The sequence below is a fragment of the Streptomyces sp. NPDC058872 genome (assembly GCF_042743065.1).
Taxonomy (GTDB): domain Bacteria; phylum Actinomycetota; class Actinomycetes; order Streptomycetales; family Streptomycetaceae; genus Streptomyces.
The window spans coordinates 15926-32596 of the sequence record NZ_JBHYMK010000025.1 but is presented as its reverse complement, the minus strand read 5'-3'; the positions used below and the strand labels follow the sequence as shown (position 1 = coordinate 32596).

Below are 16671 nucleotides of genomic sequence, written 5' to 3'. Positions count from 1 at the left end.
CCGACCAGGACGCTGCCGAGGGCCTGACCCGGTGGGGATGGCCCGATCCTAGAGAAAGCTGTCATTCGGGCCAATGGCCGGGAAGGGGCGCGGGCCAGGATGCTCAGTGGCATGGCCCAGACAACCGAGACCCGCACTCCCGCACCCGCAGGACCGGTCCGCACCCCCCGCATCCACCGCGCCTGGTTCGTCGCGGCGGTCACCTTCGTCACGATCATCGGCGCCGCGGCCTTCGCCTCCCTGCCGGGCCTGCTGATCGAGCCCCTGCACCAGGAGTTCCACTGGTCGCGGGGTGCGATCGGCTTCGCCGTCTCGGTGAACCTCGCCCTCTACGGCCTCACCGCCCCCTTCGCCGCCGCCCTCATGGACCGCTTCGGCATCCGTCGGGTCGTCGCGGTCGCCCTCGCGACCATCTCCGTCGGATCCCTCCTGACCGTGTGGATGACGACGACCTGGCAACTCGTCCTCTACTGGGGGGTCCTCGTCGGCCTCGGCAGCGGCTCCATGGCCCTCGCCTTCGCCGCGACCGTCACCAACCGCTGGTTCGTCGCCCGGCGCGGACTGGTGACCGGCATCCTCACCGCCGCCGGCGCCTCCGGCCAGCTGATCTTCCTGCCGCTGCTCTCCTGGCTGGTCGCGCACCACGGCTGGCGCCCCGCCGCCGTCACCGTGGCGCTCGTCGCCCTCGCCGTCGTCCCCCTCGTGTGGCTGCTGCTCCGCGACCACCCGGCGGACGTCCGGCTCGCCCCGTACGGCGGGGAGTACGCCGAGAAGCCCGCCCCCGTCACCGGCGCCGCGCGCCGCGCCGTCACCGTCCTGTTCAAGGCCGCCCGCACCGGCCCCTTCTGGCTCCTCGCCGGGTCCTTCGCGATCTGCGGCGCCTCCACCAACGGCCTCGTCAAGACGCACTTCGTGCCCGCCGCCCACGACCACGGCATGCCGGTCACCGCGGCTGCCGGTCTGCTCGCCGTCATCGGCGTCTTCGACGTCGTCGGCACGATCGCCTCGGGTTGGTTCACCGACCGCTTCTCCCCGCGCCGGCTGCTCGCCGTCTACTACGCGCTCCGCGGGATCTCCCTGCTCTTCCTGCCGATGCTGCTGGCGCCCGCCGTGCACCCGCCGATGCTCTTCTTCATCGTCTTCTACGGCCTTGACTGGGTCGCCACCGTCCCGCCGACCATCGCCCTCTGCCGGGAGCACTACGGGGAGGACTCGGCGATCGTCTTCGGCTGGGTCCTCGCCTCCCACCAGGTCGGCGCGGCCGTCGTCGCCTTCGCGGGCGGTGTGGCGCGGGACGTCTTCGGGAGCTACGACGTCGTCTGGTACGCCTCGGGCGCACTGTGCGCGGCGGCGGCCCTGATGGCGCTGGTGATCAGCCAGCCCCGCCCGGAGCCGCAGCTCCTGACGGGAGCGTGACGCCGCTCCGGGCGGGGGACGGGCCCGCCTGCCGCGCACGGGCCGGACCGGCTAACCGGTGAACCGCCCGAACCGGCCCCGGTGGAAGAGCAGCGGCCCGCCACCGTCCTCCTCCGCGCCCAGGGCCGCGACCCGGCCCACCACGATCAGGTGGTCGCCGCCCGTGTGGACGGTGGTGATCGCGCAGTCGATCCAGGCGGGCGCGCCGTTCAGCCGCGGGGAGCCCGTCGCGGGGGCCGGGGCCCAGTCCACCCCCGCGAACTTGTCGGCGCCGCTCACCGCGAACGACCGGCACAACCCGTCCTGATCGGCGCCCAGGACGTTCACGCAGAACGTCCCGGCCGCCGCGATCCGCGGCCAGGTGGTCGACGTCCGGGCGACCATGAAGGCGACCAGGGGCGGGTCGAGGGAGAGCGAGGCGAAGGACTGGCAGGCGAAGCCGGCCGGTCCGTCCGCGTCGAGGGCCGTCACGACCGTGACCCCGCTCGCGAAGTGCCCCAGCACGCGGCGGAACTCGCCGGGCTCGACGGGAGCCCGCTCGTCCTCCCGCACCGCGCGCAGCGCCGGTCGGGGCAGTGGTTCCACGGCCGTCGGCGAACCGGCCGCTCTCAGGTGTCGGACGGCGGTGGCCGCCATCCCCGCATGTCCCATCACACCCCCCATTGAAACTGACGATCCGTCAGATGAGAACCCCCGGGGACACCCGGGAACCCCAGGCTCCCCCCGGGGGGAGCCGTCCGGAGGAGCCGGCCGGGGGCGGAGCCGCTTCCGGAGTGCGCGCTAACGGCCCTCGTACCGTGCCGCCCGCCGCTCCACGAAGCTCGCGACGCCCTCCTGGGCGTCCCGCGTCGTCATGTTGAGCTCCTGGGCCACCGCCTCCGCCGCGAAGGCGGTCGAGCGGTCCGTGTCCAAGGAGGCGTTCACCAACTGCTTCGTGAGGGCCAGGGCCCGGGTGGGGCCCCGGGCCAGGCGCTCCGCCCATTCCCGGGCCGTCTCCTCCAGGGCCTCGGCGGGCACCACCCGGTTCACCAGGCCCATGGCCCGCGCCTCCGCCGCCGGCACCGCGTCGCCGAAGAACATCAGTTCCTTCGCCCGCTGCGGCCCGATCAGCCGGGGCAGCAGATAGGCGCCGCCTCCGTCCGGGACGAGTCCCCGTCGCACGAACACCTCGACGAAGCGGGCCGAGTCCGCCGCGAGCACCAGGTCGCACGCGAAGGCGAGGTGCGCGCCGATCCCGGCCGCGGTGCCGTTGACCGCGGCGATCACCGGCTTCTCGCAGTCCAGTACGGAACCGATGAACCGCTGTGCGCCGAGGCGGATCATCCGGGCCACGTCCCCGGCCACCCGCTCGCCGGCGGTCGGTGCCCCCCGCAGGTCGGCGCCGGCACAGAAGCCCCGCCCGGTGGCGGTGAGCACCACCGCCCGGACCTCCGGCTCGGCGGAGGCGCCTTCCAGCAGGGCGACGATCCGTTCCCGCTGGTCCCGGGTGACCGCGTTCATCACCTCGGGGCGGTTGAGCGTGATCCAGGAGACGCCGTTCTCGACGGTGTGCAGGATCTCGTCCACGGTGGGCTCCTATCGACAGACCGCCAGCGCGTCCAGGGCCACCGCCCCCTGCCCGCGCGGCAGCACCATCAGCGGGTTGATGTCCAGTTCGGCCAGGTCGCCGTCGAGTTCGAGGGCCATCCGCTGCACCCTCAGCACGACCTCGACGAGCGCGTCGACATCGGCCGGCGGGGCGCCCCGGACCCCGTCCAGCAGGGCCCGGCCGCGCAGCTCGGCGAGCATCGAGCGGGCCTCCGGCTCGCCGAAGGGCGGAACCCGGACGGCGGTGTCGTCCAGGACCTCGACGAGGACGCCGCCGAGCCCGACGGTGACCGTCGGGCCGAACGACTCGTCACGGGTCACCCCCACCACCATCTCGACCCCCCGGCCGACCATCTGGCAGACGAGGACGCCGTCGAGCTCGATCGACTCGTACCGGGCGATGTCCGTCAGTTCGCGATACGCGTCCCGCACCTGGCTGGCCGAGGTCAGCCCCACCTTCACCAGTCCCAGCTCCGTCTTGTGGGCGAGCCGCGTGCCGGATGCCTTCATCACGACCGGGTAGCCGACGAGTCCGGCGGCCCGGACGGCCGCCGCCGCACTGGTGACGAGCTGCTCGCGCGGCACCCGTATCCCGTACGCCCTGAGCAGTTGCTTCGCCGCGTGCTCGCTGAGCCGCTGGCCGGGGCGGACGAGGGCCCGTGCCTTGCGGAGCGAGGGGGAAGGGGTGCGGGGGGCCTCGTCGAAGGGGGAGCGGTAGGCGGCCGTGAAGCGGTGGTGGTCCAGGTAGGACTTCACGGCCCCGATGCAGTTGGCGAAGGTGCGGAAGGTGGCGACGCGGGAGGAACCGAGGAGGGTCGTGCGGTAGGCGTCCTCGGTGCCCACGGGCGAACCCCAGACCACGCACACCAGCTTGTCGGTCGCCTCGGCCGCGTCGACCAGGTCCTGCGCCAGTCTGTCGCTCATGGGCGGGAAGGGGCCGGTGATGGGGCAGATCAGCACCCCGACCGACGGGTCGGCGAGGATCGCGTCGATGATCTTCCGGCCGCGCCAGTCGCCCACCGGGTGACCGCCGTTGTCGACGGGGTTGGCGACGTTGAGGTACTCCGGGATCCACTGGTGCAGCTCGTCCTGCTTGGCCCGGGACAGGGGCGGCAGGCCGAGGCCGGCCCCGGTGGCGAGGTCGGCGAAGTGGGCTCCGGTGCCGCCGGAGATCGAGTAGACGACCACGCCCTCGGCGACGGGACGCCGGGCCCGGGCGAGGAGGGTGGCGGTGTCCTGGAGCTGGTCGAGTCCGTCGACCCGGATCACCCCGAACTGGCGCATGGCCGCGTCGACGACCCGGTCGGCGCCGGTCAGCTTGCCGGTGTGGGAAGCGGCGGTCCGGGCGCCGGTCTCGGTCCGGCCGACCTTCACGGCGACCACCGGCACGCCCCGGCGCGCGGCCCGGTCGGCGGCGAGCAGGAAGGAGCGACCGTCCTTGAGCCCTTCGAGGTAGCAGGCGACGGCCCCGACCTCGGGGCGCCCGGCGAAGTACGAGAGGAAGTCGGCCGTCTCCAGGTCGGCTTCGTTTCCGGTGGGCGCCCAGTGGGAGAGGCGGACGCCGAGCTCCTGGAGGGTGAAGACGGGCCGCCCCTGGTGGCCGGACTGGGTGATCAGGGCGACGGCCGGTCCTTCGAGGTCGTCGCGGAAGCGCTCGAAGGCGTTGAGGTTGGTGTTGGGCCCGAGCAGGCGGAGCCCCGAGCGGCGCACGGCGGCGGCGAGGCGCTCCTGTGCGGCGGCGCCGGCTTCGCCGGTCTCCGCGAAGCCGGAGGCGAAGGCGACCGCGAACTTGACCTTGGTGTCGGCGAGTTCCTCGATCACCGGGAGCGGGTCGGCGACGAGGAGGACGGCGAGGTCGACCGGTTCGGCGAGCGCACGGACGGAGGGCACGCAGTCGATCCCGAACACGCTGGTGCGGGTCGGGTGCACGGGGACGAGTCGGGCCCCGACCCGCTCGGCCCAGCCGAACAGCTGTCGGGTGATCCCGGTGTTGGGGCGTCCCTCGGTGTCGGAGGCGCCGACGACCGCGACGGACCCGGGCCGGAAGAACCGGTCCAGGTCGGGGACGGGGGCGTGCAGCGGGCGCCCGCTGACGTCCAGGTCGCCGGCGGCGGCGGTGACGCCGTGCACGGCGGCCCTGGGCGGTTCGCCGCAGGCGACCACGCGGGCGCGGAGGTCGGTGGTGAAGGTGCCGTGGGTCGATCCGAGCATCGTTCCGTTCCACCCTTCCGTCCCTGACAAGAGAACTGACGCTCTGTCAGATTACAGAACTGACGGCAAGTCAGGAATGGGTCGCGCAGGGACGGTCCCCGGTGTCGCCCGGGCGGCTGCGGGGCCCGGGCGTCCGACCTCGGCGAAGGGGTCCGCGTGCTGGGCGTTCGGCCCCGGCGGGGGCCCGCGCGCTAGGCGTTCGACGCGGCGATCCGCCGGGCGATCCTCTCCGCGTCCCGTGCCAGCTCCCGGAGCATCCCGCTGATCGGGTTCGTGAAGCCCGTGAAGTACAGGCCGGGCGCCTCCCGCGGGCTCCGGGCCCCCCTCGCCACCGGGAGTCCGTTCGCGTCGAGCACGCCCAGGTGTCCGAGGAGCGGTTCCAGTGCGCGTCGGTACCCGGTCGCCGCGACCACGGCGTCCGGGGCGATCCGGCTGCCGTCCGCGAGGACCACCTCCTCGCCCTCGAAGGCCTTCACGGCGGCGACGACCTCGACCTTCCCGGTGCGCACGGCGTCGATCAGCCCGACGTCCTGCACCGGGACCGCCCCCTCCCGCTGCCGGGTCGCGAGGCCCCGGTCCGGCCGCGGCAGTCCGTGGGCCGTGAGGTCGGGGGTGGCGAAGCGGGTGGCCAGGGTGCCCATGCGGTCCACCAGGGCCACCGGCAGTCGGCGCACCAGGATGCCGGAGCGTTGGGCGGGCCAGCCGAGGGTGCTGCGGCGCACGATGTGCGGGGCCGTCCGCACCGCAAGCCGGACCCGGGCCGCCCCGCCCCCGGCGAGGTCGGCGGCTATCTCGGCGCCGGTGTTGCCGGCGCCCACGACGAGGACGTCCTTCCCCGCGTACGGCTCGGGATTGCGGTACCCGCGGGCGTGGACCAGGCGCCCGTCCTGCTCCCGGTACGCGTCGAGGCCGGGCCAGTCGGGCAGTCGGGGGGTGTGGTTGTAGCCGGTGGCCACCACCACTGCGCGCCCGGTCAGCAGGCGTCCGCCGGTGGCGTGCAGGAGCCAGTCCGTGCCGGTCCGCTCGATCCGGTGGACCTCGACGCCCGTCACGATCTCCAGCTCGTGCTTCTCCGCGTACGCCTCCAGGTAGCGCACGACGTCGGCGCGGGAGACCCAGCGGCCGAAGGACCGGGGCATCCTGAGGCCGGGGAGGGCGGAGAGCCGTCGGGTGGTGTGGAGGTGCAGCCGGTCGTAGTGCGCGCGCCAGGAGGCGCCGACCGCGTCGGACTTCTCCAGGACGACGGCCCGGACGCCCCGCGCGCGCAGGGCGGCGGCGACGGCGAGCCCGCCGGGTCCGCCGCCGATGACGTACACGGGGTGGACGGCCTGGGGGGTTGGTGCTTGGGGGGTGGTGACCATGAATGCTGAGCGTAATGACGTGTACACGTAGTGGGTCTCGTTCGCGGGGGGATTTTGGTTGCGAATCGGTCACACGGGTCGGGCGTGCGGGACTGCTCCCGCCCCTTGCGCTCCTCCGTCGCCCTGCGCTGAACTGACGTATCGTCAGATTCAGTGGATGGAGGGCCCCGCATGCAGACCGTCTGGCTCACCGGCGCCGAATGGCTCGCCGTCCTCCGCATCGGCCTCGGCCTCTGGTGGCTGGAGAGCTGGCGCCACAAGGACAAGAAGGGCTGGTTCGAGCGCGGCACCGGCATCGCCTGGGCCGCCGACGTCGCCGGCAAGCACCGGTGGCCGCAGGTCAAGAAGGGCTTCGACGCCGTCGTCGCCCCCCGGCCCAAGCTCATGGCGCACGTCGTCGTCTACGCCGAACTCGCCCTCGGCCTCGGTCTGGTCGTCGGCTTCCTCACCCCCGTCGCCCTCGTCGGCGGCCTCCTCCTCAACCTCCTCTACCTCGTCCTGATGATCCACGACTGGGCCGAGCAGGGGCAGAACGCGATGATGGCGCTGATCTCCCTCGTCGCCCTCCTCGCGGTGTCCTGGCAGACCTGGTCCCTCGACCACGCGATCGGACTCTTCTGATGACGGCCACCCCCGACGTCGACGCCTTCACCCGCCCCTACTGGGACGCAGCCGCCGAAGGCCACCTCCTCCTGCGCCGCTGTGCCACCTGCACCCGCGCCCACCACTACCCGCGCGAGTTCTGCCCGCACTGCTGGAGCGAGGACGTCCACTGGGAGCGCGCGAGCGGCCGGGCCACCCTCTACACCTGGTCGGTCGTCCACCGGAACGACCTCCCGCCCTTCGGCGCCCGGGTCCCGTACGTCGCGGCCGTCGTCGACCTCGCGGAGGGGCCGCGCATGATGACGGAGGTCGTGGACGTGGCGGAGGAGGAGCTTCGGATCGGAATGGAGCTGTGGGTCGCCTTCCGGCGGGAGGGCGACGACGGAGCGGCGGCTCCGGTCGTCCCCGTCTTCGGGACCCGGTAGCCCCGTCTTCGGGACCCGGTAGCCCCGTCTTCGGGACCCGGTGGCCCCCGTCTTCGGGGCGCCGCCCCGCCCGCAGGGCGCCGGACGTGCCGCGGGAGGCGCGGTGGGGACGGCCCGGCCGGGTCAGGCGCGGCGCAGTCGCAGCTTCCTCCAGTACCGGAAGAGCTCGTAGAGGACCACGGAGGCCAGGATGACGGCCAGGCTTCCTTCGGTCGTCGCCTCGCGGGCTTCCGGCGCCAGGCCGGTGAGGTACCAGACCAGGGTGCCGCAGAAGGCGGCGCCCGCGGTGAGGGCGGTCATGGCCGCACCCGCCATCAGGCGCGTGATCCAGTCCAGGGACCTGGCGTCCGGGGCGGGCGGTTCGGGCTCCGGCCACAGGTCGACGTAGGGGAGCAGACCGCCGCCCAGTTTTATCTGTCCCGATCTGTTGCTCGGCGCGCAGGCGAAGCAGGCCGTGCCGTCCGGTTCGACCAGGACGTTCAGGGAGCGACTGCAGGCCCCGTCGATCGTCAGGTCGAGGCGGTGGAGCCCCGCCGGCACCTCGAAGCGCATCGTCCGCCCCTGCCGGATGCCGCCGATCCGGATGCCGTCGATCCGCACGTCATAGCGGCGCAGGAGGTCGCGCTCGCCTCCCGGGGCCCGTGACAGCACGACGGTCCCGTGCCCGCCCGCCGCCGCGGGCGTACCGTCCCTCCCGTCGGCCCCGACCTCCGAACCGGTCCCCTCCGCGGGCTGGTCCGTCCGTCCGCCGCCCATCGCGTCCCCCTCCGCGTCGACATCCGCCCGCCAGAGGCTACTCGGCGGCCCTATCCGCGGGGCCGTCGCCCCGGGGCGATCCGCCGGGATCCGCGGTGCCGGTGCGGGGGCCGGGCCGCCCTAGACGGGGGAGACGTTCCGCCACAGCAGGTTGGTGGTGCCGGAGTCGCAGGGGTACAGCATGACGAACGGCGGCCCGGCGACCATGCATTCGCCCCGGTTCACGTTCTGGATGGTCTGGCCGGCGGACGTCTTGCGGTGGATCCGCCACGACTGGAGGCTGGAGCCGTTGCAGACGGCGGCGGTGAAGCTGGGCGTTCCTTCCGGCTGGAGGCAGTGCCCGGTCTTCTTGTTCACCAGCCGGAAGGTTCCGTTGGCGCCGGGAGAGTAGGTCCAGACGTACGAGGCGGTGCCGATGCTGGGCACGGAACCGCATTCGGCGGTGCTGGCCAGGATGTTGAACCCCTGGTCGTTCTCGGCCAGGCACTGACCGTTGGAGACGCTCTCCAGGGAGTACGTTCCCGAGGGGGCGGAGCCGCTGGTGGAGGGCGGGGGCGGCGGGGGCGCGGCCGTCGTCGGCTTCGGGGCGGGCCCGGTCGTCGACCCGCCGGAGGAGCTCGACCCGCCGGAGGTGCCCGAGCCGCCCGAGGTGCTGGACCCGCCGGAGGTGCTGGACCCGCCCGAGCCGCCGGAGCCGCCGGAGGAACCGGACGTGCCCGAGCCGCCGGAGGTGCTGGACCCGCCCGAGCCGCCGGAGCCGCCGGAGGAACCGGACGTGCCCGAGCCGCCGGACGTGCTGGACCCGCCCGAGCCGCCGCCCGACGAGGTTCCGCCGCCGGATCCCGCCCCCGAGCCGCCGGGCAGGGTGCCCGTGCCCCCCGCGCCGCCGCCACCGGCAGCGGGTGGAGGAGCGGCCGTCGTTCCGGTCGGTAAGGACGTCGACGCCGTGGCCGAGGGCGTGCCGGAGGTCGCGGTCGAGGGGGCCGTCCCGGTGGACGGCGGTGCGGAGGCGGGCTGCGGGACCACCACGGACGGCGGGGCCTTCGGCTCCGCGCCCAGACGCCCCACTTGGTACGGGCCGAGGGCGACGATCAGGGTGGTGCCGGTCGCGACGAGGACGGGCACGGCGACCATGACGAGCCGGTTGCGCCGCCACGGCCGCTTGTCGGGGACGGCCTGCCCGGTGACGGCCAGGGGGGCGGGGGTGGAGGTCGAAGGTTCCTGCGGGGGCTGAGCGGACTGCGGGGTCAGGGCGGCCGTCGCCACGTCCGGGGGAGGGTCGAGCCGGTCCAGCTCCGCCAACTGCTCGGCAGTGGGCGCCTCGGCGGCGAAGTCGGCCCGCTCGGCGATCCGTTCGGCGACGGCCTCCGGCCATGCGGCGTCCACCGCGTGCTCCTCGGCCAGGGCGACCAGCCCCTCGGCCGTCGGCCGGTCCGCAGGATCCTTGGCCAGGCACTCCCGCACGAGCTCCGCGAGGGCGGGCTCGGTCTCGGCGAGGCACCCGAAGTCCGGCTCGCCGTGGACGACCCGGTAGAGCAGGTCGAGCCCGGACCCGTCACCGAAGGGAGGGCGTCCGTTCGCCGCGTACAACAGCAGGCTGCCCAGCGCGAACACATCAGCGGCACCGGTCAGTTCGGGCTCGGCCACGGCCTGTTCGGGAGCCATGTAGGCGGGCGTGCCGATGACCATGCCGGTCTTCGTCAGCCGGCTCTGGTCGGCCGCACGGGCCACGCCGAAGTCGATGAGGGAGAGGCCGTCACCAGTCAGCATCACATTGGACGGCTTGAGGTCGCGGTGCACCATGTCGGCGCCGTGCACCACCCGGAGTCCGGTTGCCGCACCGTGGAGCAGGCGCCACAGGGCGGCACCGGACAGCGGACCGCCGTTGAGGCGAATGGCCTCGTTGAGGGTGATCCCGGGGATGAACTCGGTCGCGAACCAGGGCGGCTTCGCCGTGCGGTCGCTCGCGAGGAGCTTGGTGTTGGCCCCGGAGGGCAGCCGGGCCAGGTTGTCGAGTTCGTGCCCGAAGTGGTTGAGGAAGTCGGCGTCCTCGGCGAGCACCGGAAGCACCCGCTTCACCGCCGCGAGCCTTCCCGGAACCGCCCCGAGGTAGACCCGTCCCATGCCGCCCGAACCGAGCACGCCGAGGAGCCTGAACGCCCCGATCTGCCGGGGGTCCCCCGGTTCCAGCGGCATCGCCCCGCTGCCGCTCAAGCCATCTGAACTAGAATAGTTTTTCAGTTCCCCCTGCATGGCCCACACAGTAGCGGAGCTCCTCCGCAAACTGAATGGAGGCCAAGTCTTCTTGATGGACGGCTGGTTGGGGCATGGAAGGGGAGGCCGGTGGGCACGGTCGACGGCCTCGCCGGATGGTCGCCGTGGGCATCCCCTCGGGTGAGGGAGACGGGGGGCCGCCCGGGGCGGGGCGCGGGGCTCCGCTGCGCCCTCCGGGGAAGGAGGAGTGCCGGCGACCACCCGCCATGAGACGGACCCCGCTCCGTGCAGGAGCGAGGAGCTACCCGGACGATCATGGTCTCGGCTACTGAGCCATGGCGGGGGCTGCAGCTCGTCGAGGGCATGGTCGGCCCACGATGTCGTGTGCCAGGCTGGCGGTATGGATTGGCAGTCTGAGTGCCCAGAACTCTGGGCATTCCTTGAGTCCCTGCACCGCGGCGACATCCTGTCCGGCACTGTCGCGGCGATCGAACGCTTCGGGGTCTTCGTGGCCCTGGACGACGGACCCGCCCATCCCCTCTTCCCCGGTGTCGGGTTCATCGTCATTCCCGAACTGTCCTGGCGGCACATCGACGCTCCCACCGATGTCGTTCAGGTGGGCCAGCGGGTCTCGTGCGAGTTCCTCCAGTTCGACACCTACAACGCGGAGGCCAGGCTCTCCTTGAAGGCACTGGATCCCGACCCCCTCCAGGCTTTCGCCGACCACACAGCGGTGGGCCAGGAACTCCGGGGGACGGTTGAGAAGACGGTTTCCATCGGCACCTTCGTCGACCTCGGGAACGGGATCGTAGGTCTGCTCCCCTCCAGAGAAGCCCACGGTCGGCCTGCGGTAAGTCCGCTGGAAGAATTCGAGGTCGGAGAGGAGACCACGGTCGTCGTCACCAAGATCGATCCTCCGACGCGCCGGGTCCTCCTCTCCAGGCCGCAGGGCGGTCGGAACGAAGGTGTCGCGCCGGCCACGTGACGGCCGGCGTCCGCACCGACTCACCGCCAGCCTCGGGATCAAAGAGGGCCTCAGGGGGAGAACACCAGACCGGGACACCCCGACAGAGCCTTCTCGCCCGCGTGGTGGAGGTGGTGCTGGAGGCGAGGGCCTGGGCCGCTCGCGGGGCGGGTTCACCAGCAGCTCTACCTGAGCGCGGACGGCCGCTGCCGCCCACTGTCCCTGATCGTCACGCCAGGACAGCGGGCGGACTGCACCCAGTTCATGCCCGTCCTGGAGAAGATCTGCGTTCCCCGCGTCGGGCCGGGAAGGCCCCACAGGAAGCCAGACAGCCTGGCGGCTGACAAAAACGGGTACGTCTTCCTCGGCACGGCCACAGCGGCAGCCCTCGTCATCTGGCTCCAGGCCTGAGCCGGAGCGGATCCTCAGAACCCCGCACCCGCGGGCCGCTGATGCCCACACGGAGCCGGGTTGCCGTTTTTGTCGAAGACCTCGGCATCGTCGGCCGAATTCACCCACACCGTGATGCCCTGGCTGTGAACGACGACATTGAACGGGGACTCCTCGGGCGCTGTCCGCGTCACGACGGTGAAGTCCTCCCCCGGACGCATCCAGTGATCGGTTCCCCACGGCTCCACCCACAGGCAGAGCATGCTGTCCGTCTCGTTGCTCACGCTCGTCTTCGCCACGCCAGCACCCTAACGAGCAGCATGATCGGCCGGACGCCCTAGGCGGACGCGGTCGCCGGTCGGTTCATCGAGATCGTCGGCACCCTGGGTGACGGGAAGCCTCACGGGCCGGGGCGTCGGGTGCGCCGGTGGGCAGGTCCTCCCCGGGGCCCGGTCGCCGGCCGCGCTTCCCACCGCAGCGGGCAGGACACCTAGCCCAGTGCGGCCCGGATGTGCGGGGCCGCCTCGGCGAGGGACGGGAAGTGGCCGTGGGCGTCCGGGTGCGGGGCCGGGGTGTTCACGGTCCAGACCGTCATCCCGGCGGCCAGCCCCGAGCGGACCCCGGACGGTGCGTCCTCGACCACCAGGCACTCCGCCGGGTCCGCGCCCAGCTTCTCGGCAGCCGTCAGGTACGGCACGGGGGACGGCTTCCCCTCCGCCACCGAGGCGGCGTCGACCACCAGTGCCGGCAGCGGGAGGCCGGTCCGCTCGAACCGCCCCCGCACCCGGTGCTCGTAGTTCGACGTCACCAGGGCCCACCGGTCCGCCGGGAGCCCGGTGAGCAGCTCCGCCGCCCCGGCGAAGGCCGCGTACGAGCCGGTGCGGACGTCCTCGTCCTCCAGCGCGTGGAGGAGGGCGAGGCACTCGTCCGGGTCCGCGTCGGGCGCGACCGTCGCAAAGGTCTCCACGGGCCGCGTCCGCAGCGCGACGGCGTACACCTCCTCCCCGTCGAGGCCGTGCCGCGCGGCCCACTCGTGCCAGACGCGCCGCTGGTTCTCGACGGCGTCCATCAGCGTGCCGTCGACGTCGAAGAGGACGAACTTCATGGGGGTCACGTGCCAGAGACTACGTCCGGCGAGCGGCCGGGCAGGCGGGGAGGGCGCGGACGGGCCCGTCGGGGTGCTCGGTCCGCGGACGCGGACGGTGGCGGTGCGGGACCGGTGGGCCGGCGAGGCGTCCGGGCGACCGTCCCGACGAGGGCCGTGCCCCTGAAGCCGTCCGGTGCGCATGCTTCGGGGTCCTCCTTGAGGACGAGGACGCCCCCGGTCGGACCGGGGGCGTCCTCGTCGCCGGGTCTCAGGAGACCGAGCTGAATGCGGTGCCCTCTCCCGCGTAGAGGTCCGTCGTGGTGCGGGTGAAGGGGGCGCTGGTCGAACCGGTGGAGTGGTAGACGTAGGTGCCGCCCGCCCCGTACGCGATCAGGTCCGGGCGGCCGTCGGCGTCGGCGTCGCCGGCGCCGACGAGGTGGGTGAAGGCGTTCCAGCCGCCGCCGATCCTGGTGCGGGTGGCGAAGGTGCCGTTTCCGGTGCCTTGGTAGAGCCAGAGGACGCCGTCCTTGTCGCGGGCGACGAGGTCGCCGGCGCCGGTGCCGGCGATGTTGCCGACCGCGGTGATCTGGTTGTAGATGTTCCAGCCCCAGCCGACCTTCTTGCGGGGGGCGAAGGGCGACTTCCAGTCGCCGGTGCCGTGGTAGAACCACAGGTCGCCGGAGGCGTCGAAGGCCACCAGGTCGGCCTTGCCGTCGCCGTCGAGGTCGGAGCCGCCGGCGATCTGTCGGTAGGCGTTCCAGCCGCCACCGATCTTCGTCCGGGGAGCGAAGGTCCCGTCACCCTTGCCCAGGTACTCCCACAACACGCCGTCCTTGTCACGGGCGACCAGGTCACCGACCGCAGCGCCCCCGATGTTGCCGACGGCCTCCACCTGGTCGTAGGTGTTCCAGCCCCCACCGATCCTGGCGCGCCCGGCGGTCTTGACCTGGCCGTTCACCGGCCAGTCGTACAGGTCGTCGCGCCACAGCACGCCGGAGGAGTCCCGGGCCAGCACATCGGTCGAGCCGTTGTTGCCGTAGTCGTGCGGGTTGGTCGTGCGCGTCACCTGGAGCTTTCCGCTGGCGGTCGCCGGGCCGCCCACACCGTCGGTCGGGGTGGCGGTGACTTCCCAGAGGTAGGTGCCGTTCGGTGCGCTGGCGCCGCCCAGGACGCCGTTCCAGGCGAAGGCGTACCGGTAGCCGGAGGTGGGCTGCAGCCGCTGGGTGAGCTTCTTGCCGGTGGCCGTGTGGGTGAGCGTGAGGTCGACGGTGGCGCTGCGCGACAGCGTCCACTCCATCGGGACCGTGCTGCCCGGCTTCTCCAGGCTGGCCGAGGTCGGGACCTTCGTCCCGGTCACCTGCACGGCCAGGGACCGGCCCGTGGACGCCTCCAGGGAGACGGCCGGACGGGCGCCACCGGAGTCGGAGATCCGGAAGACGCCGTCGCCCGCGGCGCCGAAGCCGCGCACCAGCAAGGACCCGTCGGGGTCGTGGGCGGTGGTGGAGAAGTTGTCCAGGACCTTGTAGGGCGCCGAGGCGGAGTCCGTGAGGCTCTGTGCGTACAGGGGGCGCGGCGTCTCGCCGGTGGCGGTGCCCGGCACGCCGTAGAGGATCGTGTCGCCGACGATGCCGGCGACGACGGCGCCGGTCAGTCCACCGGTCAGGGGGATCCGGCGGTCAGCACCGCCGGAGACGCTGATCTCGGGGGTCCCGTCGAACTGCGACATGTTGACCCATGCCCGGTACGTGCCGGTGAGGGCGCCGGTGGACGACTGGTCCCACGCGAGGGTGCCCGAGCTGCCGCCCCAGTCGACGACCGCGTTGTTGTTGATGTTCGTCTTGGCCCACCAGTACACGATCCGGTCGGTGGGTATGTACGGCTCCCGGGTGGCGCCCAGGACGATGAGGTCGGTGCCGGCGGACGCGACGACCTTGTAGTCGACGTTCTTGGGGCGGGAGGACAGCTTGACCTTCTGGCTGACCCCGTTGACCTTCCGGAGCTGCCACAGCTCGTCGTAGTCCTCGGTGGTCGGAACGCTCACGAAGAGGGCGTCCCGGACCACGCCGACGAGCTTCGTCCCGGGCTTGAACTCGTACGCGATGTTGAGGTACGCGGACCAGACGGACCCGTCCTTCATGTCGCGCAGCGAGAAGCCGGTGCCGTCGCCCGTCACCACGATGTCCGAGTTGGTGTCGTAGGCCCGGGGACCGGAGCCCATCGGTGTGATCGATCCGTCGGAGGCCTTGTGCCACTCCAGGACCGTGGCGCCGCCCTCGTCCTTGCGCGACGTGAGGTAACCGGACGGGCCCGCGCTGACCACCTCGGCGTCGGCGTCGAGGACCTGGGTGCTGCCGCTCGTCCAGCCGTACTCGTGGGCGAAGCCGTCGCCGACGGAGATCGCGGCGGCCCCGGTCGTCCCGGTCGCGGCTCGCACGGCGGTGGGGGCGGCCGTTGCCGGAACGGACGTCAGGGCCGTACCGGTGACAGCGAGGACGACGGCCAGGGCGGCGGCGATTCGACGGGCGGATGGCTGGTGCTGCAAGTTGAACTCCCCCTCGTCCAAACGGGCGTGGCGATCGCCACGCCCGTTTGGACACCTGATGGGGGCCGAGGGTTGTACAGGAGTCCCGCACTCGTGACGGCTGTCCGCGGACGCTCGACAACGGTGCCGCTCGACAACGGCGCCGCAGCGCCGTCCGGGCGCCGCTAGCGCCGCTCGACCAGGCCCCGCACGTAAGCCGCCTGTCCCGCGTGCTGGAGGTCGTCCGCGATCACCGACACCAAGCGCACCCCGAGGGTGACCGGCGGGTCCCAGGCGGTGTCCACGATCCGTGCCAGGTCCGCCTCCGTGACCGCGCCGACCAGCGCCTCGGTCCGGGAGTGCACGGCGTCGTGGTAGCCGAGCAGCAGGTCCGCCGCGGCCCGGACCGCCCCGACCTGGGCGCTCGTCTGCCCGTAGCCGGTGGCCCGCTGCGGGAACGGCAGCCCGAAGCGGGCCGCCCAGCCCTCCGAGGTCCACAGTTGTTCTCTGCCGAACGCGTCCGCGAGGTGGTCGTCCTGGATCCGGGTGAGGTGCCAGACGAGCCAGGCGATCGAGTTGGCGTCGGGATCGACGCGTACGGCGAGCTCCTCCTCCGTCAGCCCCTCCACGGCACCGTGGACGGCCTCGCGCACCCGCCCGAAGGAGTCGACCAGCAGTCCGGCGCCGTTCACGGGAGCTCCTTCTCCGCCCTCCACCGCTCCACCGCCGCCTCGACGTCGAAGGGCCTCAGCTGCAGCGGCGGCCCGGCGGGCGGGCGGCGGAGGGCCTCGGCGATCTTCGCGTTGACCTCTTCCAGGACACGGCGGACCTGCTCCTCCGAGACGGCCCGGGCCACGGCCGCCTCGGCGTCCTCGGCCTCCTTGCGCAGGGCGAGCGAGGGAGGGAGCACGGAAGCCCCCTCGCGGTGCATCTTCCCCTTGACCCACCACAGCTCGTCGTACGGCGCCGAGTCGTCCGGGAGCGGCTTGCCGAAGCCGGACAGGTTCCGGAACTCGCCGCGCTCCGCGGCCTCGCGGATCTGCTGGTCCACGAACGACTCGAAGCTGACTCCGGGCGGCTTGCGTTCGGTCATGCCTCCAGACTACGTACGCGCCGGGAAGCGCGCGTGGCCCGCG

The 16671-nt window shown here is 72.8% G+C and carries 15 protein-coding genes; 4 read left to right on the top strand and 11 right to left on the bottom strand.

The window, feature by feature from the left end; genetic code table 11:
* The first annotated feature begins 111 nt into the window (after positions 1–111).
* Complete coding sequence (locus ACFW22_RS18050; protein WP_386405086.1) at positions 112–1416, top strand: MFS transporter; 1305 nt, start codon at positions 112–114, stop codon at positions 1414–1416.
* Positions 1417–1467: 51 nt separating this feature from the next.
* On the opposite strand, the gene ACFW22_RS18045 is transcribed toward ACFW22_RS18050, so the two are convergent.
* The 4 genes from ACFW22_RS18045 to ACFW22_RS18030 form a co-directional block, all read right to left on the bottom strand.
* Positions 1468–2067 (bottom strand): flavin reductase family protein, encoded by a 600-nt coding sequence (locus ACFW22_RS18045; RefSeq protein WP_386405083.1) that lies wholly within the window; start codon positions 2065–2067, stop codon positions 1468–1470.
* 129 nt (positions 2068–2196) lie between these two features.
* Complete coding sequence (locus ACFW22_RS18040; RefSeq protein ID WP_386405257.1) at positions 2197–2916, bottom strand: enoyl-CoA hydratase/isomerase family protein; 720 nt, start codon at positions 2914–2916, stop codon at positions 2197–2199.
* Positions 2917–2991: 75 nt separating this feature from the next.
* On the bottom strand, positions 2992–5214 hold the full coding sequence (locus tag ACFW22_RS18035) for an acetate--CoA ligase family protein (protein ID WP_386405080.1): 2223 nt from the start codon (positions 5212–5214) through the stop codon (positions 2992–2994).
* 191 nt (positions 5215–5405) lie between these two features.
* Positions 5406–6575, bottom strand: coding sequence for a flavin-containing monooxygenase (locus tag ACFW22_RS18030; RefSeq protein WP_386405077.1), 1170 nt, complete (start codon positions 6573–6575; stop codon positions 5406–5408).
* Between the two features lie 171 nt (positions 6576–6746).
* Between ACFW22_RS18030 and ACFW22_RS18025 the strand changes: the two genes are divergently transcribed.
* Positions 6747–7196 (top strand): DoxX family membrane protein, encoded by a 450-nt coding sequence (locus ACFW22_RS18025; protein ID WP_386405074.1) that lies wholly within the window; start codon positions 6747–6749, stop codon positions 7194–7196.
* Complete coding sequence (locus ACFW22_RS18020; RefSeq protein WP_386405072.1) at positions 7196–7603, top strand: Zn-ribbon domain-containing OB-fold protein; 408 nt, start codon at positions 7196–7198, stop codon at positions 7601–7603. Before ACFW22_RS18025 ends, ACFW22_RS18020 begins: the two co-directional genes overlap by 1 nt.
* Before the next feature lie 123 nt (positions 7604–7726).
* On the opposite strand, the gene ACFW22_RS18015 is transcribed toward ACFW22_RS18020, so the two are convergent.
* Positions 7727–8359 (bottom strand): hypothetical protein, encoded by a 633-nt coding sequence (locus tag ACFW22_RS18015; RefSeq protein ID WP_386405069.1) that lies wholly within the window; start codon positions 8357–8359, stop codon positions 7727–7729.
* Between the two features lie 120 nt (positions 8360–8479).
* Positions 8480–10573: a protein kinase gene (locus ACFW22_RS18010; protein ID WP_386405066.1), complete on the bottom strand. Its 2094-nt coding sequence runs from the start codon at positions 10571–10573 to the stop codon at positions 8480–8482.
* Positions 10574–10973: 400 nt separating this feature from the next.
* Between ACFW22_RS18010 and ACFW22_RS18005 the strand changes: the two genes are divergently transcribed.
* Positions 10974–11558, top strand: coding sequence for a S1 RNA-binding domain-containing protein (locus ACFW22_RS18005; RefSeq protein ID WP_386405254.1), 585 nt, complete (start codon positions 10974–10976; stop codon positions 11556–11558).
* A 404-nt stretch (positions 11559–11962) separates the two neighbouring features.
* On the opposite strand, the gene ACFW22_RS18000 is transcribed toward ACFW22_RS18005, so the two are convergent.
* The 5 genes from ACFW22_RS18000 to ACFW22_RS17980 all read right to left on the bottom strand — a co-directional run bounded on the left by ACFW22_RS18000 (position 11963) and on the right by ACFW22_RS17980 (position 16628).
* On the bottom strand, positions 11963–12226 hold the full coding sequence (locus ACFW22_RS18000) for a hypothetical protein (protein ID WP_386405063.1): 264 nt from the start codon (positions 12224–12226) through the stop codon (positions 11963–11965).
* 191 nt (positions 12227–12417) lie between these two features.
* Positions 12418–13032: an HAD family hydrolase gene (locus ACFW22_RS17995; RefSeq protein WP_386405251.1), complete on the bottom strand. Its 615-nt coding sequence runs from the start codon at positions 13030–13032 to the stop codon at positions 12418–12420.
* A gap of 250 nt (positions 13033–13282) precedes the next feature.
* Complete coding sequence (locus ACFW22_RS17990) at positions 13283–15556, bottom strand: FG-GAP repeat domain-containing protein (protein ID WP_386405061.1); 2274 nt, start codon at positions 15554–15556, stop codon at positions 13283–13285.
* 164 nt (positions 15557–15720) lie between these two features.
* Entirely contained in the window at positions 15721–16227 is a 507-nt protein-coding gene (locus ACFW22_RS17985) for a DUF664 domain-containing protein (protein WP_386405058.1), read from the bottom strand.
* Positions 16224–16628, bottom strand: a complete 405-nt coding sequence (locus ACFW22_RS17980) for a DUF1992 domain-containing protein (protein ID WP_386405055.1) — start codon at positions 16626–16628, stop codon at positions 16224–16226. The genes ACFW22_RS17985 and ACFW22_RS17980 overlap by 4 nt, the downstream gene beginning before the upstream one ends.
* Between the last annotated feature and the right edge of the window lie 43 nt (positions 16629–16671).

Excerpts from the sequence above, each read along its gene's own strand:
- ACFW22_RS18020 (WP_386405072.1), top strand. The coding sequence starts at position 7,196 with ATGACGGCCACCCCCGACGTCGACGCCTTCACCCGCCCCTACTGGGAC.
- ACFW22_RS17995 (WP_386405251.1), bottom strand. The coding sequence starts at position 13,032 with ATGAAGTTCGTCCTCTTCGACGTCGACGGCACGCTGATGGACGCCGTC.
- ACFW22_RS18040 (WP_386405257.1), bottom strand. The coding sequence starts at position 2,916 with ATGAACGCGGTCACCCGGGACCAGCGGGAACGGATCGTCGCCCTGCTG.
- ACFW22_RS17980 (WP_386405055.1), bottom strand. The coding sequence starts at position 16,628 with ATGACCGAACGCAAGCCGCCCGGAGTCAGCTTCGAGTCGTTCGTGGAC.
- ACFW22_RS18025 (WP_386405074.1), top strand. The coding sequence starts at position 6,747 with ATGCAGACCGTCTGGCTCACCGGCGCCGAATGGCTCGCCGTCCTCCGC.
- ACFW22_RS18015 (WP_386405069.1), bottom strand. The coding sequence starts at position 8,359 with ATGGGCGGCGGACGGACGGACCAGCCCGCGGAGGGGACCGGTTCGGAG.
- ACFW22_RS18005 (WP_386405254.1), top strand. The coding sequence starts at position 10,974 with ATGGATTGGCAGTCTGAGTGCCCAGAACTCTGGGCATTCCTTGAGTCC.
- ACFW22_RS18050 (WP_386405086.1), top strand. The coding sequence starts at position 112 with ATGGCCCAGACAACCGAGACCCGCACTCCCGCACCCGCAGGACCGGTC.
- ACFW22_RS18035 (WP_386405080.1), bottom strand. The coding sequence starts at position 5,214 with ATGCTCGGATCGACCCACGGCACCTTCACCACCGACCTCCGCGCCCGC.
- ACFW22_RS18030 (WP_386405077.1), bottom strand. The coding sequence starts at position 6,575 with ATGGTCACCACCCCCCAAGCACCAACCCCCCAGGCCGTCCACCCCGTG.
- ACFW22_RS18045 (WP_386405083.1), bottom strand. The coding sequence starts at position 2,067 with ATGGGACATGCGGGGATGGCGGCCACCGCCGTCCGACACCTGAGAGCG.